At 58.1% G+C, this 2,808-nt stretch carries 2 protein-coding genes and 1 pseudogene; all 3 read left to right on the top strand.

The annotated features are described in order from the left end of the window. Positions 1 to 100: 100 nt before the first annotated feature. Positions 101 to 982: a pyridoxal 5'-phosphate synthase lyase subunit PdxS gene (gene pdxS / locus L0H14_RS12260; protein WP_301421974.1), complete on the top strand. Its 882-nt coding sequence runs from the start codon at positions 101 to 103 to the stop codon at positions 980 to 982. Positions 983 to 1,008: 26 nt separating this feature from the next. Then, the gene (locus tag L0H14_RS12255; RefSeq protein ID WP_301418955.1) at positions 1,009 to 1,917 is read left to right on the top strand and encodes a DMT family transporter; all 909 of its coding nucleotides are present in this window, start codon (positions 1,009 to 1,011) and stop codon (positions 1,915 to 1,917) included. A 290-nt stretch (positions 1,918 to 2,207) separates the two neighbouring features. After that, a pseudogene (locus tag L0H14_RS12250) lies at positions 2,208 to 2,808 on the top strand (hypothetical protein); the annotation flags it as partial.

Below are 2,808 nucleotides of genomic sequence, written 5' to 3'. Positions count from 1 at the left end.
CCTGCTGGCTTTGTGTTGCGCAACATATAGGCGCAGTGAAAAACTTCGACTATTCTTTGACCTAGGCCAAACTATTGGCATAGGTCAAAGGAGAAAAGTAATGAATGCATCGAACCAAGCAGTACGTACCGGACTATCCGAGCAATTTCGGGGCGGCGTCATCATGGACGTGGTCACGGCTGAGCAAGCCAAGATTGCCGAAGATGCCGGAGCGATCGCGGTTATGGCCCTTGAGCGCGTGCCAGCTGATATTCGCGCCGAAGGCGGTATCGCCCGGAGCTCGGCGCCGGAGCTCATCGAGTCAATTATCGACGCCGTTGACATCCCGGTGATGGCCAAAGTGCGCATCGGCCATTTTGTCGAAGCACAGATCCTGGAAACCCTGGGCGTGGATTTCATTGATGAATCCGAGGTGCTGTCCCCGGCGGACTACGTGCACCACGTCAACAAATGGGACTTTGAGACGCCCTTCGTCTGCGGTGCAACCCATCTGGGCGAAGCTCTGCGTCGTCTGACCGAGGGCGCGGCAATGATTCGTTCCAAGGGCGAGGCAGGTACCGGAGATGTCTCTGAAGCGGTCAAGCATCTGCGCACCCTGAACGCTGAAATCGCCGGACTGGCCGCCATGGACGAAAACGAACTCTTCGTGGCCGCGAAAGAATTGCAGTCCCCATACCAGCTCGTCAAGCAGATCGCCGAAGCGGGTAAGCTGCCGGTGGGCCTGTTTACTGCAGGCGGTATCGCGACACCGGCTGACGCAGCAATGATGATGCAGATGGGCGCCGACGGCGTGTTCGTCGGTTCGGGGATCTTCCACTCCGATAACCCTGCCGCCCGGGCAGAGGCCATCGTTTCGGCCACCGAGAATTATCGCGACCCGCAGGCCGTAGCAAACGCCTCCCGCGGTATCGGTGATGCCATGGTGGGCTTGAACGTATCCGATATCCCGGAGCCGCACCGCTTAGCGGAACGCGGCTGGTAAGCCGTATGTAATCAAGGGGGAGGCAGTTGGTAGAGCGCGCCCGCGGCATGTCCATGACCGGTGTGATCATGGTGATGGTAGCGACTTTCTCACTTCCGGTTGGTGCAGCACTAGCCACGAGCCTCTTTCATTACGGGGGCGCCTGGGGAGTGTCGGCGCTACGGCTGGGTTTGGCCTCGGTCATGCTGTTACTCCTCGTACGACCCACACCCTGGCGCTGGACTGGTGCCGCATGGCGCAACGTCGCCCTATTCGGCATCAGCCTCGCCGGCATGAACGGTTTTTTCTACGCCGCGATAGAGCGCATCCCGCTGGGTGTCACCGTGGCCATCCAGTTCGTTGGTCCGCTGGCGCTCGCGGTGATCTTGTCGACGAATCGTAGGGACCTTATCTGGATCGGCGCCGCGGGATTGGGGCTGATATTGCTCGGCCTTGAATCGATGACGGGCTCCGTCGGGTTCGATCTCGTCGGGATACTCTTTGCTGCACTGGCGGGAGTGTCTTGGGTACTATATATCCTGTTCAGCGCGCGGGTAGGTCGTAGCCTGCCAGGACTTCAGGGCCTGCCGGTTGCTGCGCTGATTGCGGCGATCGTCTTGCTGCCCGTTGGGTTCAGCGGTGTCGTCGAATTAGTTTTCACTCCGGAAATCTACTGGCTCATGCTGACGGTCGCCTTTATCTCCACCGTTGTGCCGACATCGCTTGAACTGGCCGCGCTACGCAGGCTGCCTCGCCACACCTTCTCCATCCTTCTTAGCCTCGAACCCGTGTTCGCCGCACTGATCGGCTGGGTGCTGCTCGATCAATCATTCGGGATCCTGCGCGGCCTTGCAATGATGTTGATTATTGGCGCAACCCTCGGCATGACGGCGAGTGCAGCACGACTCAGTACCGAGGTAGTCGATGAGCGTCGAGCGAGGGAATTGGGTGGATGATTGCGGAACCAATCCTGCGCCCTAGCGGAAGGTGTTTCCTGCACGACGCTACGACGTGTTAAGTGTCACAAAATTGGCCCAGGTCAGACGCGGGTTTTGCGCAGGACGCCATTGTGTTGCCGACCCTAGGGTCACGAAATGATCACATTCCGATCAAGAGTTGGCTGCAAAAATAAACGGAGAAGACCAGGGTAACCTTCAGGGGCCGCATGCTTGCAGCTGACTAGCCATTTCAGGGCTGGGACGGTAAGTTTCGCGAAGTCGACGCGCACTTTCACTCATGGGGCTTCATGCCTAAGCTGGCACTCATGCATAAATATCGCCTTCGTTTTGGAGTGCAAAAAACAGCGCTCATCGCGGCAACAGCCGGATGCTTAGCGTTGGGTTTCGCAACTCCAAGCCTTGCTGCGGTAGAAGAATCATCATCTAGTGAAAATATCTGTCTTCCTGCAGGCTCGGTGTCGAATATCTCCACCGCTGACGCCTCCGATGAGACATCAGCGCCCGTTCTAGCGGAATCCGAAGACGATGCCCTACGCGTTGCCACGTTCGACGCGAATCTCAGCCGTTCGGTCTCGGGCGATCTCCTCGAGGACCTCTCTGCTCCAGGTGCAGAAGACGCCGCTGAAGTCGCTAAAGTCATTCAGCAAGTACGCCCCGATGTTCTGGTGCTAACGGGTATTGACGTCGATGCCGGTGATGATATCGTCGACGCTTTCAACACCAACTACTTGGCGGTCGGTGCCCAAGATAGCGGTGGTATGACGTACCCGTATAGTTACACAGCCCCTTCAAACGCTGGTGTCGAATCCGGTGCAGACCTTGATCGCAACGGCACAATCGGTGGTCCCGGAGACGCACTTGGCTACGGAGATTTCCCCGGCCAGTCGT

The organism is Yaniella sp., assembly GCF_030453185.1.
GTDB lineage: Bacteria > Actinomycetota > Actinomycetes > Actinomycetales > Micrococcaceae > Yaniella.
This window is presented reverse-complemented; position numbering and strand designations above follow the sequence as displayed.

What these genes read in the sequence shown, in the direction of transcription:
- pdxS (WP_301421974.1), top strand. Translation starts at nt 101, where the DNA reads ATGAATGCATCGAACCAAGCAGTACGTACCGGACTATCCGAGCAATTT.